Genomic DNA, 19,495 nt, shown 5'->3' on the forward strand with positions numbered 1-19,495 from the left:
CGACGCGAAACGGCTGACCGATGGTACGCATCTATCACAACAGCCGCTGCTCCAAGTCGCGCGCCACACTGGCGTTGCTGGAGCAGCATGTCGATGGCGCGTGCGCGGTGATCAATTACCTCGACACGCCACCAAGCACCACCGAGCTGACTGTTCTGCTCAAGCAGCTCGGCATGAGTGCCCGCGAACTGCTGCGCAGTGGCGAGGCAGAGTATCAATCGCTCGGACTGGATGACCCCGCTCTCGACGATGCCACGCTGATTGCCGCGATGGTGGCGCATCCGAAACTGATCGAACGGCCGATCGTGGTGGCCAACGGCAAGGCAGCCATCGGACGTCCACCGGAAGCGGTGCTGGCCATACTCTGATTCACCACGAGTCGACAACAAAAAGCCGCCTTTGAGGCGGCTTTTTGTTGTCATGAAGGAAGGATGGATCAACCGGGATCGAGCGAAAACGCGTCGGCATCCATCCATGCGGGAAACCGCTCCCGGTGCGCAAGCAGTGGCGCCGGATCGAGCGTAACTGTCACCACCTGCTCCTGCACACCCAGTTCGACCAGCGGTTCGCCGACCGGGTCGATCACTGCACTGTCGCCAGCATACGGCAGCTCATTGCCATCCACGCCGACCCGGTTCACAGCAATCACGTAGCTGAGGTTCTCGATCGCGCGTGCGCGCAGCAGCGTGCGCCACGGGCCGCGACGCGGTGCTGGCCAGTTCGCCACGAACAGCGCAAGGTCGTAGTCCATGCCGCCGCTGGCGGAGGCCAGCCGGCGATTGCGCAACCAGACCGGAAAGCGCAGGTCGTAGCAGACCTGCGGCAGGATTCGCCAACCCTTCAGCTCCACGATCAACCGTTCGTTGCCGCCGCCGTAGCGGGTGTGTTCGCCAGCCATGCGGAACAGGTGGCGCTTGTCGTATTGCGCGAAGCTGCCATCGGGCCGCATCCACAGCAAGCGGTTGTAGACGGTGTCGTTCTCACGGATCGCCAGACTGCCGCAGATCACCGCGCCCACTTCGATCGCCAGCGCACGCAGCCACGCCACGCCCTCGCCGTCCATGCTCTCGGCACTGGCGTGGGTGTCATTGCTGAAGCCGGACAGGAAGGTCTCCGGCAGCACGATCAGGTCGCTTCCTTTTACCTGCCGCACCAGCGCGCCGTAGTAGTCACGATTGGCCGGCGCGTCATGCCAGCGGGTGGCGCCCTGCACCAGCGAAACCTTCAGGGGTTGCATGCTCATAGCCGGCACAGCCGTTCCGCCGCTGCATTCATCGTCGCATCGCTCTTGGCGAAGCACAGTCGCAGCAGGCGTATACCCGGTGCGGTTTCATAGAACGGCGTCAGCGGAATCGCCGCCACGCCACCGTGCTGCACCAGCCAACGACTGAAGGCGAGGTCATCCTCGTCGCCGATCGCCGAGTAGTCGACCAGCTGGAAATAACCGCCCGGTACGTCGAGCAGCTTGAGGCGCGACGGTGCCAGCAGCGCACGGAAACGATCGCGCTTGGCCTGGTAGAACGCCGGCAGCTCCAGGTAGTGCTCCGGGTGACTGGCCATGAATTCGCCGAACGCCACCTGCGCCGGATGGAAGGTGCAGAACGTGAGGTACTGGTGCACCTTGCGGAACTCGGCCGACAGTGCGGCCGGTGCCACCGCATAGCCGACCTTCCAACCAGTGCAGTGATAGGTCTTGCCAAACGAGGAAACCACGATGCTGCGCTCGGCCAGCTCCGGGTGACGCAACACGCTTTCATGCTGCGCACCGTCGTACACGATGTGCTCGTACACCTCGTCGGACAGCACCACGATGGAAGTGTCGCGCACGATCGCCGCCAGTTCTTCCAGATCCGCCGCAGACAGTACCGCGCCGGACGGGTTGTGCGGGCTGTTGATCAGGATCATCCGCGTCTTCGGCGTCACCGCATCGCGCACGCGCTGCCAGTCGATCGCGAAGGTCGGCACGGTCAGCGGGATATGTACCGCGCGTGCGCCTTGCAGCTCGATCGCCGGCTCGTAGCAGTCATACGCCGGGTCGAACACGATCACTTCCTCGCCCGCACGCACCACCGAGGCGATCGCTGCAAAGATCGCCTCGGTGGCACCGGAGGTGACCGTGATGTCGGTATCGACATTGAGCTTGCGGCCATATAGCTGCGCGACCTTCAACACGATCTGCTCGCGCAAGGCCGCCGTGCCATGCATCGGTGCGTACTGATTGCGGCCTTCGTTCATCGCGCGGGTCAATGCGTCGCGCAGTGGCTGCGGCGGTTCGAAGTCGGGAAAGCCCTGGCCCAGGTTGACGGCCTTGTGCTCGATCGCCAGCTGACTCATCACGCTGAAGATGGTGGTGCCGACTTTCGGGAGCTTCGTTTCAATCATCATCATTCAGCCGTATGGATGTCCATAAAGGTTAAAGCGTAGCGTATGGCGCCATTGCGTGCATCACGATGACGCCAATCACGGCCGGGGCAGTTCTTCCAGCGGGCGCAGCTTGCACTGTTCGTGCTTCAGCAATGTCGTGGCCGGCAGCCGTTCGGCCAGGAAATCGACCAGCGCACGTACACCCGGCAACATGCCGCGCCGGCTGGGATAGACGAAGTGCATGGTGCCTTCAGGCACACTCCAATCCGGCAGCACTACTTCGAGTTCGCCACGGGTGATCGCAGGCGCACAGACGAACTCCGGCAACAGCGCCACGCCCAGACCGCGGCGGGCGGATTCCAGCAGTACCGTGAAATCGCCGGTGATCAGGCGCGCCTGCACTTCGACATTGACCTGTTCGCCGTTCGCGCCAATCAGCTCCCACACCTGTGCGCCTTCATGCTCGCGCATCGACAGCGCCGGCAGCTTGGCCAATTCCTCCGGTGTGGCCGGACGTCCCTGGGCTTTCAGCAACGCGGGACTGGCCACCAGCTTGGTGCGCGACTGGCCAAAACTGCGCATCACCAGGTTCGCATCGCTGTCCAGCTTGCTGCGTACCCGGATCGCCAGATCGTAGCCTTCGCCGATCACGTCGACACGGCGATTGCTGGCCAGCAGCCGCACCTGCATCTTCGGGTATTGCGTCAGAAAATCCGGCAGCAAATACGCCAGCACCGTCTGCGCCAGCGACTCCGGACAGCTCAGGCGTACCACACCGCGTGGTTCGGCACGCAATTCATCCACCGCGTCCTGTGCTGCCTGCGCCTCTTCCAGCACGGCACGGCAATGCGCGTAAAAGCGCTCGCCGACCTCGGTCACCACGAAACGTCGCGTGGTCCGCTGCAACAGGCGCACGCCAAGGCGCTCCTCAAGCTGGGCCACACGCTTGCTCAGGCGTGATTTCGGTACGCCCAGCGCCCGGCCGGCCGCGGAAAAACCGCCGTGCTCTACCACCGCGGCAAAGAAATACAGGTCGTTGAGATCCTGCAGGGCACCACTCAATACCGTCATGATTGTTTCCTTGAACGGACTATACGTCCGATAAATGCCATCTTATCGCCGCATTGTTCTAAATATAACCTGATCACATCGCCGATTCGTCGGCCCGACCAGGAATCTCACCATGAAACTGTTGCATATCGACTCCAGCGCTCTGGGTGCCCATTCGGTGTCGCGCCAACTGACTACCGACATCGTAGCCGAGCTGAAGCGCCAGGCTGCCGGGATCGAAACCCAGTACCACGACCTGACTGCCGAACCCTTGCCGCACTGGTCGCCGGTGGCCGACGCCAGCGACCCCGCTGTGGCGCTGGGCAACCAGATGCTGGAAGACTTTCTCGCCTCCGACATCGTGGTGATCGGTGCGCCGATGTACAACTTCGGCATTCCCAGCCAGCTCAAGGCCTGGATTGACCGCATCGCCGTCGCCGGCAAGACCTTCCGCTATGGCGCCAACGGCCCCGAGGGGCTGGCTGGCGGCAAGCGGGTGATCATCGCCTCCAGCCGCGGTGGCATGTACGCCAGCGGCCCGGCAGCCGCGATGGATTTCCAGGAGTCCTATCTGCGTACCGTGTTTGGCTTCATCGGCATCACCCATGTCGAATTCGTGCGTGCCGAGGGGCTCAACATGGGCGACGAACCGAAAGCACAGGCATTGCAGTCGGCTCGGAATGCCATCGGCGCGCTGGGCGCCCCTGCCGCCAAAGTCGCCTGATCTCCAGCGCATGACATGCGCAGGCCCCGCAAGATGGGGCCGCTGGAAAACCCGGGTATTACAGACCTGGGGAGGCGGCAGATAGGTATACGCCGCACGCGATTGATCGCTTCAGACCCGTCCCACACCACGAAAGGCCAGCCACTGCGCTGGCTTTTTCGTTATTGGGCAATGACTTGCACTTATAGGCCATCAGTCATGTTGCGCAATCGCATCTTGGCTGTTGACAGCTCGAAACATAGTGTTATAGTTCACTACAACACCGGCTCACGAGATCACTAAGGAGACATGTCATGAATACGCATAAACTCATCGCCAGCGTCGCCGCCGTCTTGTTCACCACCGCCACCCTGGGTGTTCTGAATTACCACGTCGACAGCTATCAGGCACGAGACACCGAAATCAACGGCAGCAAGGTCATCGACCTGGCGCCAGTCAACGTCTACCCGAGCGCCAGCGAGCGCCGCGCTGCTGTCCTGCTGACGGACGTCGAAGTAGCTGGCATCACCATGATCCCGACCATCGGTCGTATGGGTGGCGGCGGCGGTACCGAGCAGTTCAGCCTGATCGGGTCCCAGCTGGCCATGCCCTACTATTCGTTTGGCAACAAGTTCGGCCGCATCAGCAAGGAATAAAACATGACCATTACCTGGAACGACAGCGTCCCGATCTATCGCCAACTGCACCAGCGTGTGGTGGCGATGATCCTGGACGGCGCCTTGAACGAGGGCGACCCGCTGCCGTCGGTACGCCAGGTGGCCGCGGATTATCAGATCAATCCGCTGACCGTATCCAAGGCATACCAGGAACTGGTCGACGAACAACTGGTTGAAAAACGGAGGGGGTTAGGCATGTTCGTCATCGAAGGCGCCCGCGAGGCGCTGCTGAAATCCGAACGCGAGCGGTTTCTGCGCGAAGAGTGGCCGACGCTGTTTGCCCGGCTGCAGCGACTGGGGCTGGATCTCAAGACACTGCTGCGCGAGGCCTGCACCGACAAGGAGGAGAAGTCATGAGCGCGGTGATCACAGCCAACGGCCTGAGCAAGCATTACAAGTCGTCGCTGGCGCTGGACAACGTCAGTTTCCAGATCGCGCCCGGTCGCATCGTCGGCCTGATCGGCCCGAACGGTGCCGGCAAGACCACCGCGCTGAAGGCGATCCTCGGCCTCACCGACTTCACCGGTCAGCTCAACGTGCTCGGTTTCGATCCGCGCAAGCAGCGCGACAAGCTGATGGGCGAAGTCTGCTTCATCGCCGACGTGGCGGTGCTGCCGCGCTGGATCCGTGTGCGTGAGGTGGTCGATTTCGTCGCCAACGTGCATCAGCGCTTCGACCGCAAGAAGTGCGAGGCGTTTCTGGCCCGCACCAAGCTCACGCCCGACCAGCGCGTGAAACAGATGTCCAAGGGCATGATCGTGCAATTGCATCTGGCGCTGGTCATGGCCATCGACGCCCGTCTGTTGATCCTGGACGAACCGACGCTGGGTCTGGACATCCTCTATCGCAAGCAGTTCTACCAGAGTCTGCTGGAGGACTACTTCGACGAGAACAAGACGATCATCGTCACCACCCATCAGGTCGAGGAAGTCGAACACATCCTCACCGACTTGATGTTCATCCGCGACGGCAAGATCGTACTGGACGCCGACATGGACGCGATCGGCGAGCGCTTCATCGAAGTGATGGTGAACTCCGACAACGCGGCTGCCGCCCGCACGCTGAAGCCGCTCGATGAGCGCCAGGTATTCGGCAAGAGCATCTTCCTGTTCGACGGTGTCGGGCGTGCGCAACTGGAGGCACTCGGCGAAATCCGCCGACCTTCCGTCAGCGACCTGTTCGTCGCCACCATGAAAGGAACGTACGCATGAAAACCTTCTATTGGTTGGTCAAACGCGAATTGTGGGAACACCGTGGCGGCTTCTTCTGGGCACCGGTGATCACCGGCGGCGTCTTTCTGCTGCTGAATCTGATGGGCATCATCACCGGCGAGGTGATGGGTGGCCGGCATGGATTCAACGTAGCCTTCGGTGGCGGCCAAAACAACCTGCACCTGCTCGCCAATGCACTGGACAAGCAGTCCATGGACACCGTCGGCGCCGGGCTGGACATGGTGATGTACTCGCCGACCATGATCATCAGCATGGTGCTGGGCTTCGTGGTGTTCTTCTACTGCCTCGGCGCGTTGTACGACGATCGCCGCGACCGCAGCCTGCTGTTCTGGAAATCGCTGCCGATCTCGGATACCGCCACCGTGTTGTCCAAGGTGGTGGCCGCGACGATCGTCGCCCCGTTCATCGCGGTGGTCACCGGCACGCTGACCGGTATCGTGATGCTGCTGATGTTTGCGGTCACGCTGTCCTTCCACGGCGTCGGCGTGTGGCATCTGCTGACCCTGTCGCACCCGCTGCAGGTAATCGCCAACCTGCTGGGGTCGATCCCGCTGTACCTGCTGTGGGCGCTGCCGACGGTGGGCTGGTTGATGCTCTGCTCGGCCTGGGCGCGCAGCAAGCCGTTCCTGTGGGCAGTGGTGCTTCCGGTGGCCACTGGCATCGTGCTCGGCTGGTTCAAGCTGATCGGCACCGTGGACATGTCGACGGCCTGGTACTGGCGCGACGTGCTGGCCCGCATCCTGTTCAGCGTATTCCCCGGCGGCTGGTTTACCCAGATGCAGCACATCGGTGGCAACAACCCCGCCGAGATGCTGTCGGGACTGAGCGTGCTCAACACCTACACCGTCCTGGCTTCGCCGAACCTCTGGATCGGAGTGGCAGCCGCAGCAGCCATGCTCGCCGGAGCGGTCTGGTTCCGCCGCTGGCGCGACGACAGCTGATGTCACTCGCAGCCGTGCAGGCCATTCCCTGCACGGCTGCCGTCATGACAACGAGATACATGCAAGACCGAAGGAGCCCAAGATGCGCGCTTACCTGTTACCCATGATGATCCTGATCGCCACAAGCGTGACGGGCTGCGATCGCAGTGACCACTACGACACCATCACCAACTACATCAGCATCCACGACGGCAGCATCGCAGTTCATGCACCCGGCCGTGCCGATGCCGACATCACGGCCGCAGGAGACCTGAACATCTCCGGCACCAGTGTCACGGTAACTACCGCACAACGCGACCTGCTCAAGCATTACTACAGCACCGCTCTGACCCTGCGTAATCATGGCATCGCCACAGGCAACGCAGGCATAGCGACGGCAGGCAAGGCCCTGAGCAGCGTGGCGTCAGGATTGGCCAGTGGCAACACCGACAAGATCGACAGCGACGTCAACGCCAGCGCGGCCAAGGTCGAAGCCCAGGCGGCCTTGATCTGCAACGATCTGGCCGATCTCAGGTCGACCCAGGAAACACTGGCCGACCAACTCCCCGCCTTCCAGCCCTACGCGTTGATCAAGGCCAACGAAGTCGAGGACTGCCGTGGCCGAAAAATATCACGCGAGTGATCATTGTGATGACCGAATGAAAAGCCACACCGATGGACAACATTCGAGAATGGAGAACACCGTATGAAGCCCACCACGTTCAGCGCGCTCGCACTGATGCTGCTACTGCCGCTGGCCGCTTGCGGCCAGTCCGGACAGACCGACTCCCAGCCGGATACCGCCGTCAACACGGCACAGACATCAAAGGACGCTGGCGAGCAAACCTCCCCGTCGGGAATTTCCGGAGAAATCCACAAGGCAATGCAGGAGGCCAAGCAAGAGTTGGCCACCAAGAACATCGACGTGGGTCGCATTCACATTGGCGATAGCCAACACCACGACAAGGATTCGCACTCCAAGGCCGAGATCACCCCGCAGGGCGAATTGCTGATCGCGGGCAAGCCGGTGCCAGCCACACCGGCGCAGCAGGCTCTGCTGCTGGACTACCGCCAACAGATCGTCGGTATCGCCGAAACCGGCATGGACATCGGGGCACAAGGCGCCGACCTGGGCATGAACGCAGCCAAGGAAGCACTATGGGGCGCGCTCGCGGGCAAAAGCGACAAGGACATCGAGGCGTCCATCAAGCCGCAAACCGACAAGATCCAAGCTGCCGCCCTCAAGCTGTGCCAGCGACTCCCCGATCTACTGTCCACGCAAAAGAAACTGGCCACGGCAATGCCCGAGTTCAGGCCCTACGCGACCATGCAGCAGAAGGATGTCGATGATTGCGGCAAGGACACGACTGACGCGAACGGCAAGAAAGGTTTCGCCGTATCCTCCGATTGATCCGGGCGCTCAAAGCCCTCTCGCACGATGCAGTGAGGGCTTTGGGCACATTCAACCGCCACCGCCTCCGCCGTGAATGCCGCCCTTGGTCAACGTCAGTGGATCGAGCAATTTCCTCAGCTCATCCTTCGACAAACCGGTGGTTTCCAGCGCCACGTCCATGATCGGCCGATGCTCCTTGTAAGCCTGTTTGGCGGTGGCCGCACCCTTCTCGTAGCCGATCACCGGGTTCAGCGCAGTGACCAGGATCGGGTTCATCGCCAGCGCTTGGTTGACCCGCGTGGTGTTGACCTTGAAACCGGCGATCGACTTGTCGGCCAGCAGTACGCTGACCTTGCTCAGGATCCCGATCGACTGCAGCAGGTTGTGCGCGATCAGCGGCAGCATCACGTTGAGCTGGAAGTTGCCGGACTGGCCAGCAATGGTGATCGAGGCATCGTTGCCGACCACTTGCGCAGCGACCATCGCAGTCGCTTCGGGAATCACCGGATTGACCTTGCCCGGCATGATCGACGAACCCGGCTGCAGCGCCGGCAGTTCGATCTCGCCCAGACCAGCCAGCGGGCCTGAATTCATCCAGCGCAGGTCGTTGGCAATCTTCATCAACGTCACCGCCAGCGTCTTCAGCTGGCCGGACAATTCCACCGCGGCATCCTGCGATGCCATGCCCTCGAAATAATTTTCCGCCGACTCGAACTTCACGCCGGTGAGCTTCTTCAGCTGTGCCGCCATCGCCGGGCCGAACTTCGGATCGGCATTGATGCCGGTGCCGACGGCAGTGCCACCCTGCGGCAGCCGGCGCATGCGCTTCAATGCATCTTCGATGCGCTCGATCGCCGAACCGATCTGTGCCGACCAGCCGGACAACTCCTGGCCGAAGGTGATCGGCATCGCATCCATCAGGTGGGTACGGCCGGTCTTGGGTGTATTCCGCAGCTCGCGGGCGCGCTTGTCGATGGTCTTCTGCAGATGCTTCAAGGCAGGCAGCAACTGCTCGCTGACCGTAAGCGTGGCACTGACGTGGATCGCGGTGGGGATCACGTCATTCGAACTCTGCCCGTAATTGACGTGGTCGTTCGGATGCACCTTGGTGCCGCCTTTCACTGCCAGATGCGTAATCACCTCGTTCGCATTCATGTTGGTGCTGGTGCCCGAACCGGTCTGGAAGATGTCGATCGGGAACTGCGCGTCGTACTGGCCATCTGCCACGGCCAGCGCCGCCTTGCGGATCGCCGTGGCCTGGTTCTTCTTCAGATAGCCCATCGACAGGTTGACCTCGGCCGCCGCCGCCTTGATCAGGCCCAGCGCGCGAATGAACGGGCGTGGCAGGTGCAGGCCCGAGATCGGAAAATTGTCGATCGCGCGCTGGGTCTGGGCTCCATATAGGGCGTCCCTGGGTACCTTCAGCTCGCCCATGCTGTCGTGTTCGGTGCGAAAACCGCTCATGGCCGTGTCCTTGAAGTTGGATATTGCCCAACTATAGGCCGCTGCCTGTCGGTGGCGCGACAACCCGATCCGAACCGGGATGGGCCGCGCCCATGTAAAATAGCTATTTACCCTGCCGGAATGCATCGATGTCCTCTCATGCCCTGACCGCCCTGTCCCCACTGGACGGCCGCTACGCCAGCAAGGTCGAGGCGCTGCGTCCGATCTTCAGCGAGTTCGGCCTGATGCACCGCCGAGTGCAGGTGGAGATCGAGTGGCTGCTGGCGCTGGCCGCCGATCCGCGCATCGTCGAATTGCCGGCATTCAATGCCGGACAGGTCGACACGTTGAAGGCGATCTCCACCCGCTTCAGCGTGGAAGACGGCAACCGGATCAAGGCCATCGAGGCGACCACCAACCACGACGTGAAAGCAGTCGAATACTTCATCAAGGAGCGCATCGGCGCCGATGCCGGTCTGGCCCAGGCGAAGGAATTCGTGCACTTCGCCTGCACCAGCGAGGACATCAACAACCTGTCCTATGCCCTGATGCTGCGCGATGCGCGCGAGCAGGTGCTGCTGCCGATGTTCGACGCCGTAATCGCCCAGCTGCGCGCACTGGCGCACGCGAACGCCGCGTTGCCGATGCTTTCGCGCACGCATGGCCAGACCGCCTCGCCCAGCACGCTGGGCAAGGAAATCGCCAACGTGGTGGCGCGTCTGGAGCGTCAGCGCAAGCAGCTTGCTGCCGTGGAGATCTCCGGCAAGATCAACGGCGCGGTCGGCAACTACAACGCGCATGCCATCACCTATCCGGAAGTCGACTGGCAGGCCTTCTCGCAGCGTTTCGTGGAAAGCCTTGGCCTCGGCTACAGCGCCTACACCACCCAGATCGAGCCGCACGATGGCGTCGCCGAATACTGCGATGCGGTGCGCCGCGCCAACATCATCCTGATCGACCTGGCTCGCGACATCTGGGGCTACATCTCGCTCGGCTACTTCAAGCAGTCGTTGAAGGCTGGCGAAGTCGGCTCCTCGACCATGCCGCACAAGGTCAACCCGATCGACTTCGAGAATGCCGAAGGCAACTTCGGCCTGGCGAATGCATTGCTTGGTCATTTCGCCGAAAAGCTGCCTATCAGCCGCTGGCAGCGCGACCTCACCGACTCCACCGTGCTGCGTGCGCTGGGTACCGCATTCGGCCACACCCTGGTGGCGCTGGAATCGCTGAAGAAGGGCCTCGGCAAGCTCACCGTCAATGCCGACCGCCTCGGCACCGACCTCGACACCAGCTGGGAAGTCCTGGCTGAAGCCGTGCAGACCGTGATGCGTCGCTACGGGCTGCCCGAGCCGTACGAACAGCTCAAGGCGCTGACCCGCGGCCAGGGTATCACCCGCGACTCGATGCGCACCTTCATCACCGGCCTCGACCTGCCGGCCGAGGCGAAACAGCGCCTGCTCGAATTGACACCCGCCAGCTATATCGGACTCGCCGAGACACTGGCGAAAGACGTCTGAGTCACACAACAAAAGGCCCGCAGATGCGGGCCTTTTGTTGTCACTCGATCTCGTCCGAGCCTTCGTTGACACCCTCGAACAGGAAGGTCGACAGATAGCGCTCGCCGGTATCCGGCAGCATCGCCAACAGCACCGAGCCATGCGGTGCATCCGTTGCGACCTGCAGTGCCGCGGCAAGCGTGGCACCGGACGATATCCCGACAAAGATGCCCTCCTGCTGCGCCAATGCCCTCGAGGTATCGCGGGCCAGCACATCGTCGACCGGCAAGATCGCATCGACCACCTTGCGGTTGAGTACGGCCGGCACGAAGTCCGGCGTCCAGCCCTGGATCTTGTGCGGCTGCCACTCCTTGCCCGACAGCAACGCCGCACCAGCCGGCTCGGTGGCGATGATCTTCACCTGTGGCCGCGCCACCTTGAGGACTTCACCGACGCCGGTAATGGTGCCACCAGTGCCCCAACCGCTGACGAAATAATCCAGCCGACGACCGGCGAAGTCGCGCAGGATCTCCGGCGCCGTGGTCTGGCGGTGATAGGCCGGGTTGGCCGGATTCTCGAACTGGCTGGCAAGGAACCAGCCGTGCTTCTGCGCCAGCTCTGCTGCCTTCTGCACCATGCCAGTGCCGCGAGCAGCAGCCGGTGTCAGCAGTACCTTGCCGCCGTAGGCGCGGATCAGCTTGCGTCGCTCGATCGAGAAGGTCTCGCTCATCACCGCTACGAACGGATAGCCGCGCGCTGCACACACCGCCGCCAGCGCCACGCCAGTATTGCCCGAGGTGGCCTCGATCACGGTCTGGCCCGGTTTTAGCGCGCCCCGCTGCTCGGCATCGAGGATGATCGCCAGCGCCAGGCGATCCTTCACCGAGCCGGCCGGATTGAACGCCTCCACCTTCACGTACAGCTCGACGTGCTTCGGCGCCAGGCGGTGGAGTTTGATGATCGGCGTATTGCCGATGGTGTCGAGAATGCTGTTGTAGATCATGGGTCACTCCATGGAAACCGGCGGGGAAACAGCGTCGGCGATGATGCGCCCACACAGGTAAAACTATCGTCAGCCACGGTGGATAGCGGCCAGCAGATCGGCATGCACCGGCGATGGCTGGATGCTGCTGCGCCTACCCGTCGCTGCCACGCGAATATCGTGCACCGTCGCACCCAGCGGTGGCTGACCGAACCAGGCCAACGACTGCGCCAGCGCCGCGACTTCGCCCAGGATCAGCAGCGCCGGCGAGCCCACGGCGTGCGCAGACGCGCGCTCGGCCAGGTTCGCCAAGGTGCCGGTGACCACCCGCTGTTCCGCGCGCGAGCCGTTTTCGATCAACGCAAACGGGGTCGTGGTTGCGCGACCGTGTTCGATCAAACGCGCCTGCAGCGACGCCAGTTCGCCCACGCCCATGTAGACCGCCAACGTCTGCCGCTCCTGCGCCAGCGCCACCCAGTCCAGCGTGTCGAGCGAACTGCGGCAGTGCGCAGTGACGAAACGTACCGACTGTGCATGATCGCGATGCGTCAACGGTATGCCGGCATAGGCTGCGCAAGCCACCGCAGCGGTAATGCCAGGCACCACCTCGTAGGGAATTTCGTGGCTGCGCAGGAACTCCAGCTCCTCGCCACCACGGCCGAACACAAACGGATCGCCGCCCTTCAACCGCACCACCCGCCGACCCGCACGCGCATGCTCCAGCAGCAAGGCATGGATGCCATCCTGGGTCGTGTGATGATTGCCCGCCTGCTTGCCGACCTCGATGCGTTCGGCATCGCGCCGCGCCAGTTCCAGCACCTCGGCACTGACCAGCCGGTCGTGCAGGATCACGTCCGCCTCGTTCAGTGCACGCAAGGCGCGCAGGGTCAGCAGACCGGGATCGCCGGGGCCGGCGCCCACCAGCACGACCGATCCCGTGTGCACCGGTGACGCCGAGGCGAGCGCCTGCTCCGCTGCCTGAAGTGCCTCCTTTGGCTGTCCTTGACGCAACAGCGCTGCGACCGGGCCGGCAAACAGAGTTTCGTAAAACTGCCGCCGCGCCGCCATGTCCGGCAGTCGGCTGCGGATGCGCCCACGCAGCCCGGCCGCCAGGGTTGTCAGCGCGCCCAGCGAATGGTCGAGCACGGTCTCCAGCCGTTCACGCAACAGCCGCGCCAGCATCGGTGCTTCGCCGCCACTGGAGATCGCAATGACCAGCGGCGCACGGTCGACCACCGCAGGCACATGGAAACTCGACAGCGACGCATCATCGACCACGTTGACGAAGATCCGCCGCAACCCTGCCAGCGTGGCGACCAGGGCATTCGTCTCGCGATCGGACGTAGCCGCCACCACCAGCCAGAGCCGATCGAGCCAGCCTTCCTGGAAGGCATCGGCACGATGCGCAACACGCCCTTCGCTGACCCAGCGACGCAGTTGCGGCGTCAGCGTCGGCGCATTCACCGTCACCTGGGCCTGCGCGCCTAGCAACGCAGCAACCTTGCGTTCGGCTACCGCACCACCGCCCACCACCAGCACGGCACGATGCGACAGATCCGCGAACAGCGGGTAGAGCTTCATGATGGGATGAACCTGCCTTGCGTGCATGGATGCAGAGCTACGCTACGAAGAGCACACCAGCCCGGCAAATGATTTGTTCCGGCGCGCATATGCCATTGGGTTATGGCCATCCATAAAAATGGTTGACTTATTTGTTAAATGGCCGTATAGACGTCTAACAATGAAAAGCACAACCAATCATCAAGCAAGCATCCACAACGTCCTTGGCATCGTTGCCTCCGCCGTGCCATGCACGATGCCGGCCAGTTCCATGCGATGTATCTGTACTTCGCTCGCGCCTCAATCCATCGACCACGACCGCCTACGGACCCATCGTCATGACACTTACCCAGTTGCGCTATCTCATCGCCATCGCCGACTCCGGCCTCAACATCACGCTTGCCGCCGAGCGCGTGCATGCCACCCAGCCCGGGCTGAGCAAGCAGCTAAGACAGCTTGAGGACGAGCTCGGCTTCCAGCTGTTTGTGCGCAAAGGCAAGAGCCTCGACGCAGTAACCCCAGCCGGCGCCCAGGTGCTGGAACGCGCACGCACGATCCTCGCCGAGGCCGGCAATATCCGTTCGATCGCCGCAAACCTGCGCAACGAGGCGCATGGCGAGCTGCGCATCGCCACCACCCATACTCAGGCACGTTTTGCCCTGCCAACCGCGATCGGCGCGCTCAATGCCGACTATCCGCAGGTCAGCGTGCACCTGCAGCCGGTACGTGATGCCGAAGTGCTGGCGCAGCTGGAGGCCGGCCGGGTCGATCTGGCCGTGGTCAGCAGCACCGGCGCACCGCCAGCGAACGGCATTGCGCTGCCGGCTTATCACTGGCAGCGGGTGATCGTCGTGCCGAGAGGCCATCCGCTGGCTACGCACAAGCAGCCGGTATCGCTGGAACAATTGGCGCAACTGCCGCTGATCAGCTACGACTCCTCGCAAAAAGCGGAGTCATCGCTGCGCCGCGCCTTCGATGCCGTCGATCTGTCACCGCAGATCGCGATGACCGCCAGTGACGCCGACCTGATCAAGACCTATGTACGTGCCGGGCTGGGCGTCGGTGTGCTGGCCGAGATGGCCATGCTGCCCACGGACACCGACCTGCATGTGTTGCCGGCCGATCACCTGTTCCCGCCTTGCACGACCTGGATCGTGCTGCGCCGTGAACGCGTGTTGCGTGCCTATGTGCTGGAGTTCATCAGCCTGTTCGCGCCACACCTGCAGCGCCGCGAAGTGGCGCGGGCGCTGGCCGCCGATGCGGCAGGCGACTGGCCGGCCGTGCCGCACTGGCGGGAACGCTCACGGGCAACGCTGCCGGACGCCGCCTGATCCACCAGCCCCCAGCCCATCGGCCCGGGGTCAACCCGGGCCGTGCAACCCGCATTCACGCTTCAACCCGAAGAAGCGGGTGTCTTCAGCCTCCATGCCAGGCTCCCAGCGACGAGTGGTATGGGTGTCGCCGATCGAGACATAGCCCTGATCCCATAGCGGGTGATAAGGCAAACCGTGGCGTTGCAGATACATGCCCACGTCGCGGTCGCTCCAGTCGGCGATCGGATGGAATTTCCAGCGGTCACGATTCCACTCGACAAACGCGATGTCCTGTCGGCTCCTTGACTGGCTGCGCCGCAGACCGGCAAACCAGCTCTGCACGCCCAGCTCGGTCAAGGCACGCTGCATCGGCTCCACCTTGCGGATATTGTTGTAACGGTCGATGCCGTCCACACCCTGCTCCCACAGTCGCCCGTAGCGTGCCTCGGCCCAGGCGCGGCCGATCGCCGGGCGGTAGACCTTGAGATTCAGTTCGAGGCGCTCGGCCAGCGTATCGACGAATTGATAGGTTTCGGCAAACAAGTAACCCGTGTCGATCAGGATCACCGGGATATCCGGCTGCTGACGCGTCAGCAGATGCAGCGAGACTGCAGCCTGCGCACCGAAGCTCGACGACAGCGCGTGCCTGCCGGGCGTGTGTTGCAACGCCCACGCCACACGCTGCTCGGCTGTCTGTCCGGCCAGCCAGTCATTCAACCTGGCCAGCGCACGTGGATCGCGCGGATTGCGTGGCAACTCGATCGCGCTCATGCGTTGACCTTGAGCGGAATCAACCGCGGCTGACTCAGTATCCCCACACGTAGCAGGAAATCACCGAAGCGCTCCTCCGTGTCGCGTTCACCGGCATAACGGGCAAACAGCTGGTCGAGCACTTCGAGCAAGACCGCTTCATCGACATTTTCCCGGTACAGCTGATTCAGGCGCTGCCCTCGGAAGTCCGCGCCAAGGCGTAGGTCGTAACGACCCGGAGCGCGTCCCACCAGGGCGATCTCGCCAAGGTACGGGCGCGAGCAGCCATTCGGGCAACCGGACAGGCGCAGCAGGATCGGCGCGTCGATCAGCCCATGACGATCGAGCAGCACTTCAAGCCTGGGCAACAGCTGCGGCAGATAGCGCTCGCTTTCGGCCATCGCCAGCCCGCAGGTGGGCAACGCCACGCAGGCGATCGCGTGCTGCCGGATGGCGCTGTGCTTCCGGTAGCCGTCCATGCCGTGACGGGCGACCAGCGCGTCGATGGCAGCACGATCCGCAGCCGCCACGCTGGCGATGATCAGGTTCTGGTTGCAGGTCAGGCGGATGTCGCCTTTGTGTATCGCAGCCAGCTCGCGCATACCGCTGAGCCAGGTGTGCGCTTCGGTATCGAGCAGACGGCCGGACTCGACCTGCAGAGTCAGATGCCAGCGACCGGCATGGCCTTCGATCCAGCCGTAACGATCGCCGTTGTGGTCGAAGCGAAACGCACGCTCCGGCTGCAGCGCAAAGCCGAGGCGATGTTCCAGCTCGGCCTTGAATGCGGCAAGCCCATGCCGGTCGATGGTGTATTTCAGGCGCGCATGTTTGCGCTCATTGCGATCTCCCCAGTCGCGCTGCACCGCAATCACGGTTTCGGCGAGCGCCAGCAGTTGCTCCGGCAGCACGAAGCCGATCACGTCGGCCAGCCGCGGATAGGTCGACGGGTCGCCATGGCTGGCGCCCATGCCACCGCCGATCGCTGCATTGAAGCCGGACAGCCGACCATCCTCGATGATCGCGATCAGACCCAGGTCCTGGGCAAACACGTCGATATCGTTGAGCGGCGGAATCGCCAGTCCGATCTTGAACTTGCGTGGCAGGTAGGTCGGTCCGTACAGCGGCTCGACCTCTTCTTCGCCGACCAGCTTTTCGCCGTCGAGCCAGAGCTCGTGATAGGCGCGGGTCTTCGGCTTGAGATGCTCGGACAGGCGCACCGCCCACGCATACGCTTGCTCATGCGCCTGCGATTCGACCGGGTTGGTATTGCACACCACGTTGCGGTTGACGTCGCCGCACGCGGCGATGGTGCTGGCCATGGCCGCATCGATCGCCGCGATGGTCGGCTTAAGGTTGCGCTTGATGATGCCGTGCCACTGGAAGGTCTGTCGCGTGGTGATGCGCAGACCACTGCTGGCGTAGTCCCCGGCGATCTTGTCGAACGCCAGCCATTGCGCCGTCGTCATCACTCCGCCAGGCAGGCGCGCGCGCACCATGAAAGCATACGCCGGCTCCAGCTTCTGGCGGCGACGCTCGTCCCGGATGTCGCGATCATCCTGCAGGTAGCTGCCGTGGAACTTGAGCAGCTTGTTGTCATCCTCGCTGATCGCACCGGTGACCGTGTCAGCCAGCCCTTCGGCGATGCTGCCGCGCAGGTAGCGGCTTTCTTGCTTGATTGTCTCGAGATGGGAAGGCATGGACTGACTCGTATCAATAGACATCGCGGGCGTAACGGCCCTGTTGCAGCAATTCGGCAAGCCAGGTTCTGGCATCTTCGACGGACAGGCCGCCGTGCGTGGCGACCACGTCCTGAAGCGCCTCATGCACATCCTTCGCCATGTGCGCAGAATCCCCGCAGACATAAAGATGGGCACCCTCGCGCAGCCATGCGTACAACTCGCGGCCGTTCTCGCGTATGCGCTGCTGGACATAGGTCTTCTGGACGGAATCCCGGGAGAACGCCAGATCAAGGCGATGCAATGCACCGCTACGCAGGGCTTCCTGCCATTCCACCTGGTAGAGGAAATCCTGTGAGAAATGACGGTTTCCGAAGATCAGCCAGTTGCGGCCACTGGCTGTCGTCGCCTGGCGCTCCTGCACGAAGGCGCGGAAGGGCGCAATGCCGGTACCAGGACCGATCATGATTACGTCGCGACTGCCATCGGCGGGCAGCCGGAAGCGCTCGTTCGACTCGACGAATACCGGTACCCGCGTGTCATCTCCAGCACCCGCGAGGAAGGCCGAAGCAGCTCCATAGTGAGCACTTCCGTACGCGGCGTACTCCACCACACCGACCGTCAGGTGGACTTCGTCGTGACCAACCAGCCCGGCGCTGGACGCGATCGAGTACAGCCGTGGCGTCAGTGGACGCAGTGTTGCCACCAACTGTGCTGCATCCCAGCTCGCCGGAAATTCGCGCAGCAGGTCGATCGGCTGATGGCTTTCCAGCAAAGTCGCGAAGGCGGCCTGCTGCCCCGGCTCAAGCACACGCTGCAGGTCAGCATGCCTGGTCACTGCGGCCTGAGCCGTCACCAGCGGCCGGGTCAACCGGGTAAGTTCACGCTCATGGCTGAGCCAGCGCGCCAGCGGCAGGCGGCGGCCCTCATGCTCGATCTCGCGCGAACCGTCGAGCCTCAACGCCGACAGCCACTGCTCGACGAGCACGGGTGGATTCTGCGGCCACACACCGATGGCATCACCGGGCTCGTAACGCAAGCCGGAACCTTCCAGCGAGAGCTCGATATGGCGCACGTCGCGAACACTGTCGCGCGACACGATGCGCTGGTTTTCCAGCACGGTGGCCGGAAACGGTTTGTCGCGGGAATGCAGCAACGGCGCACTGACCGCATGCAACGGGCCGGCATGGCGCACCGAGGCGACCGGCACGCTCAAAACCTCTCGTGCCGTCTCCAGCACACCAGCTGACCATTCGGCAGCGGTCGAATCGAAATCCACGTCCGCCTCACCAAGCGCAGCGAAGCGGCTGGCGCCGAGCTCGATCAGGCGCGCATCCAGCTCGCGGCTGACTGCACAGAACTTCGGATAGCTCGAATCACCCAGCCCCAGCACGGCAAACTTCAGCTGTGGCAACCTGGGCGCACGCTTGCCGGAAATGAACTCGATGAAGCCAATCGCATCATCCGGCGGATCGCCATCGCCCTGGCTGCTGATCACCACGACCAGATGGCGCTCCTGCACCAGCTCCCTCGACGGGTAGGCGCCGGCCCGCAACAGGCGCACCGCCAATCCGGCAGCTTCCGCCCTGCCCGCCAACTGCTCAGCCACGCGCCGCGAATTGCCGGTCTGGCTGCCGTAGACGATGCTCAGGCGTTCGCCTGCCTGAGCGATTGGAGCCATCAGTGGCCCGCCGACCACAGTCAGTCCGGCATGCTCCGTGGATCCCGCCGCCAGGGCCGCGCTGTATGCCGCGATCCAGTACAGGTCAGCCGCCGCCAGGCCGCTCGTCAGACTGGCCAGTTGGGCAAGCCGTCCTGCATCAAGTGTCGGGGCTGGCATCGACGGTTTCAGCGCAGCGTTCACGTGCATTCCTTTTGGACGTCTTTACGTCTCGATGTCCATATTACGTATCCATGAAAATCACCGGAAAGCATA

At 63.1% G+C, this 19,495-nt stretch carries 19 protein-coding genes; 10 read left to right on the forward strand and 9 right to left on the reverse strand.

Features of this window, described 5'->3' with window-relative positions:
- The first annotated feature begins 20 nt into the window (after positions 1–20).
- Positions 21–368 (forward strand): arsenate reductase (glutaredoxin), encoded by a 348-nt coding sequence (gene arsC, locus B0E51_RS05035; protein ID WP_077443765.1) that lies wholly within the window; start codon positions 21–23, stop codon positions 366–368.
- Positions 369–436: 68 nt separating this feature from the next.
- Here the strand turns inward: arsC and B0E51_RS05040 are convergent, their stop codons facing one another.
- From B0E51_RS05040 to B0E51_RS05050, 3 genes are all read right to left on the reverse strand, one after another.
- Positions 437–1,237 carry an amidohydrolase gene (locus B0E51_RS05040; RefSeq protein ID WP_168172575.1) on the reverse strand — a complete coding sequence of 267 codons (801 nt, stop codon included), beginning with the start codon at positions 1,235–1,237 and terminating at the stop codon, positions 437–439.
- Between the two features lie 2 nt (positions 1,238–1,239).
- A complete protein-coding gene (locus B0E51_RS05045; protein WP_077443951.1) occupies positions 1,240–2,382 on the reverse strand; it encodes a pyridoxal phosphate-dependent aminotransferase in 1,143 nt (380 codons plus the stop codon).
- A gap of 78 nt (positions 2,383–2,460) precedes the next feature.
- The gene (locus B0E51_RS05050) at positions 2,461–3,435 is read right to left on the reverse strand and encodes a LysR substrate-binding domain-containing protein (protein ID WP_077443767.1); all 975 of its coding nucleotides are present in this window, start codon (positions 3,433–3,435) and stop codon (positions 2,461–2,463) included.
- Positions 3,436–3,547: 112 nt separating this feature from the next.
- Here B0E51_RS05050 and B0E51_RS05055 point away from each other — a divergent pair, with 112 nt between their 5' ends.
- The 7 genes from B0E51_RS05055 (at position 3,548) to B0E51_RS05085 (ending at position 8,357) form a co-directional block, all read left to right on the forward strand.
- Complete coding sequence (locus B0E51_RS05055; RefSeq protein ID WP_077443768.1) at positions 3,548–4,138, forward strand: FMN-dependent NADH-azoreductase; 591 nt, start codon at positions 3,548–3,550, stop codon at positions 4,136–4,138.
- A 293-nt stretch (positions 4,139–4,431) separates the two neighbouring features.
- A complete protein-coding gene (locus tag B0E51_RS05060) occupies positions 4,432–4,773 on the forward strand; it encodes a hypothetical protein (RefSeq protein WP_077443769.1) in 342 nt (113 codons plus the stop codon).
- A 3-nt stretch (positions 4,774–4,776) separates the two neighbouring features.
- Positions 4,777–5,151: a GntR family transcriptional regulator gene (locus tag B0E51_RS05065; RefSeq protein WP_077443770.1), complete on the forward strand. Its 375-nt coding sequence runs from the start codon at positions 4,777–4,779 to the stop codon at positions 5,149–5,151.
- On the forward strand, positions 5,148–6,005 hold the full coding sequence (locus B0E51_RS05070) for an ABC transporter ATP-binding protein (RefSeq protein ID WP_077443771.1): 858 nt from the start codon (positions 5,148–5,150) through the stop codon (positions 6,003–6,005). Before B0E51_RS05065 ends, B0E51_RS05070 begins: the two co-directional genes overlap by 4 nt.
- A complete protein-coding gene (locus tag B0E51_RS05075; RefSeq protein WP_077443772.1) occupies positions 6,002–6,967 on the forward strand; it encodes a hypothetical protein in 966 nt (321 codons plus the stop codon). The genes B0E51_RS05070 and B0E51_RS05075 overlap by 4 nt, the downstream gene beginning before the upstream one ends.
- 82 nt (positions 6,968–7,049) lie before the next feature.
- Positions 7,050–7,589 (forward strand): hypothetical protein, encoded by a 540-nt coding sequence (locus tag B0E51_RS05080; protein WP_143525794.1) that lies wholly within the window; start codon positions 7,050–7,052, stop codon positions 7,587–7,589.
- Between the two features lie 63 nt (positions 7,590–7,652).
- Complete coding sequence (locus B0E51_RS05085; protein ID WP_077443774.1) at positions 7,653–8,357, forward strand: hypothetical protein; 705 nt, start codon at positions 7,653–7,655, stop codon at positions 8,355–8,357.
- A 51-nt stretch (positions 8,358–8,408) separates the two neighbouring features.
- On the opposite strand, the gene B0E51_RS05090 is transcribed toward B0E51_RS05085, so the two are convergent.
- Positions 8,409–9,803 carry a class II fumarate hydratase gene (locus B0E51_RS05090; RefSeq protein ID WP_077443775.1) on the reverse strand — a complete coding sequence of 465 codons (1,395 nt, stop codon included), beginning with the start codon at positions 9,801–9,803 and terminating at the stop codon, positions 8,409–8,411.
- A 128-nt stretch (positions 9,804–9,931) separates the two neighbouring features.
- Here B0E51_RS05090 and purB point away from each other — a divergent pair, with 128 nt between their 5' ends.
- Positions 9,932–11,299, forward strand: coding sequence for an adenylosuccinate lyase (gene purB, locus B0E51_RS05095; RefSeq protein WP_077443776.1), 1,368 nt, complete (start codon positions 9,932–9,934; stop codon positions 11,297–11,299).
- A 40-nt stretch (positions 11,300–11,339) separates the two neighbouring features.
- Here purB and cysK read toward each other — a convergent pair whose 3' ends face one another.
- Both cysK and cysG read right to left on the reverse strand, forming a co-directional pair.
- Entirely contained in the window at positions 11,340–12,281 is a 942-nt protein-coding gene (cysK, locus tag B0E51_RS05100) for a cysteine synthase A (protein ID WP_077443777.1), read from the reverse strand.
- Positions 12,282–12,350: 69 nt separating this feature from the next.
- Positions 12,351–13,841 (reverse strand): siroheme synthase CysG, encoded by a 1,491-nt coding sequence (gene cysG / locus B0E51_RS05105; protein WP_077443778.1) that lies wholly within the window; start codon positions 13,839–13,841, stop codon positions 12,351–12,353.
- A 317-nt stretch (positions 13,842–14,158) separates the two neighbouring features.
- On the opposite strand from cysG, the gene B0E51_RS05110 reads away from it, so the two are divergent.
- Complete coding sequence (locus B0E51_RS05110) at positions 14,159–15,151, forward strand: LysR substrate-binding domain-containing protein (protein WP_077443779.1); 993 nt, start codon at positions 14,159–14,161, stop codon at positions 15,149–15,151.
- A 30-nt stretch (positions 15,152–15,181) separates the two neighbouring features.
- Here B0E51_RS05110 and B0E51_RS05115 read toward each other — a convergent pair whose 3' ends face one another.
- From B0E51_RS05115 to B0E51_RS05125, 3 genes are read right to left on the reverse strand one after another with little or no spacing between them, the layout of a single operon-like run.
- A complete protein-coding gene (locus B0E51_RS05115; RefSeq protein WP_077443780.1) occupies positions 15,182–15,904 on the reverse strand; it encodes a phosphoadenylyl-sulfate reductase in 723 nt (240 codons plus the stop codon).
- Positions 15,901–17,604, reverse strand: coding sequence for an assimilatory sulfite reductase (NADPH) hemoprotein subunit (gene cysI / locus B0E51_RS05120; protein ID WP_256364101.1), 1,704 nt, complete (start codon positions 17,602–17,604; stop codon positions 15,901–15,903). The genes B0E51_RS05115 and cysI overlap by 4 nt, the downstream gene beginning before the upstream one ends.
- Positions 17,594–19,399, reverse strand: coding sequence for an assimilatory sulfite reductase (NADPH) flavoprotein subunit (locus B0E51_RS05125; protein ID WP_143525805.1), 1,806 nt, complete (start codon positions 19,397–19,399; stop codon positions 17,594–17,596). Before B0E51_RS05125 ends, cysI begins: the two co-directional genes overlap by 11 nt.
- Positions 19,400–19,495: the final 96 nt, after the last annotated feature.

The sequence above is a fragment of the Rhodanobacter sp. C05 genome (genome assembly GCF_002001165.1).
Lineage (GTDB): Bacteria > Pseudomonadota > Gammaproteobacteria > Xanthomonadales > Rhodanobacteraceae > Rhodanobacter.